Consider the following 1,645-nt stretch of genomic DNA (forward strand, 5'->3'; position numbering starts at 1 on the left):
TTTATAATAAAAACCACAATAAGGGTCTTTACCATCTTTTTCACCTGTATGTAAGTATGCTCTTGCTCTACAACCTCCACCACATAAATACCTTACATTACAGTTTTTACAGCCTTTTAAGTCGTCTACAATGTAGTTTTTAAAAAATGAGTTTTGTTGAGATTCTATTGCATCAGATAAGGTAATATCTTTCAAATTGCCTAAGATCATACTTTCCAACATAAGCATATGACATGGATAAATGTCTCCATCTGAGCTAATTGCAATAACTCCATCGCCTACACCACAAGACTTATTAGTTTCTAAACTTTTATAAGCATTAACATCACAAGTAACACCATTTAGTTCTGATAAAGCAATAGACAAATCATTCAAACCTTCTTTATTAAAAATTAATGAGCTGTATTGATTTGAGTTGTCAGTTGTTATCATACTAAAAGATATACTAACACCAAGCCTATCTGCTAATTCTTTAAATTTATACATATCCTTTACATTTTTTTGATGTATAGTAGGAAGTATATTAACTTTAAAATCGTGCTCTAAAAATTTATTTATATTCTTAATTATTCGGTCATGAATACCGTCATCACGAATATATCCCTTTGTTTTATTATCAAAAGTATCTATAGAGACTGAAATCTCATCAACATATTTATTAAGATGTTTAAGTACGTGATTATTCACTATAGTTCCATTTGTAATCAGAATTAACTCTTTGACTTCTCTATCTTTTATATACTTACAAATATCTACAATATCTTTTCTAATTAAAGTTTCTCCCCCGGATATTACTATTGTCTTCACATTGTGTCTTACTAATTCGTCTACTTCTTTCTTAATGAAAGCTAAACTTTTGTCTTTAGCAATGTTTCTGCTGTCATTCATTGAGTAGCAGCCTACACAATTTAAATTACATCTGTTTGTTACATGTAAATACGCTGAACCAACAGAGTTATCGTCTTCACACTCATAATCGTCAAGAAAGCCATTACCTTCCATATGTTTAAATAGAAAATTAATATTATCGCTAAACCCATTCAACTCTTCTTTTTCATATGGCATTCCTTTTATAAAAGAATATCCCTCATTATCAAGCCCTATTATCAAGCTATTACCCAAATTGAAAAGCATCGGGATCTCATTTACAGTTTGAAGTTTGACATTTTTGTTTAGTTTAACGACCATAACCTTCCCCTCTTTTTCTCATCTTTTTAGCACGCATGTTTATTCCGAAATAAGATATACCGATAGTAATACCTAACAGTATTAAATATGAAAAAAATAGTTGAAATGGTGAGTTTGATTGATTACTAACTTTTACATCGGCAGAAAGTATATTTTTTGAGTTTTCTATGACTTTGGCTATGTCGTCATTTTTTATCACGCTAGGAATATTTAGCAAAGCTGTTGAAATCACTGTGTTTAAAATTAAAGCTACATGATTTATTTTTTCTGAGCTAAAAATTAAAATATTAAAAACAATAATAACCACCAAAGGTATAATTATTAACATCAACATAAAAGTAAAGACATTTAAGCTGGGAAATATGGAAATATTTATCGCTATTAGCGCAATCATTATCCCATACATAATTATAATTTTATTTTTATTCATTTTAAAATCCTCCTTAAACTAGTAGAT

General features: G+C 28.9%; 2 protein-coding genes. Both read right to left on the reverse strand.

The genetic code is table 11. The features are described from left to right. Nucleotides 1–1,188 (reverse strand): radical SAM/SPASM domain-containing protein (locus tag CD118_RS11810; RefSeq protein ID WP_169925620.1); only part of this gene is annotated, 1,188 nt, incomplete at its 3' end. Further along, nucleotides 1,178–1,618: a hypothetical protein gene (locus CD118_RS11815; protein WP_142380887.1), complete on the reverse strand. Its 441-nt coding sequence runs from the start codon at nt 1,616–1,618 to the stop codon at nt 1,178–1,180. The genes CD118_RS11810 and CD118_RS11815, both read right to left, overlap by 11 nt. Between the last annotated feature and the right edge of the window lie 27 nt (nt 1,619–1,645).

This window comes from Staphylococcus coagulans (assembly GCF_002901995.1).
Classification (GTDB): Bacteria; Bacillota; Bacilli; order Staphylococcales; family Staphylococcaceae; genus Staphylococcus; species Staphylococcus coagulans.

What these genes read in the sequence shown, in the direction of transcription:
- CD118_RS11815 (WP_142380887.1), bottom strand. Translation starts at nt 1,618, where the DNA reads ATGAATAAAAATAAAATTATAATTATGTATGGGATAATGATTGCGCTA.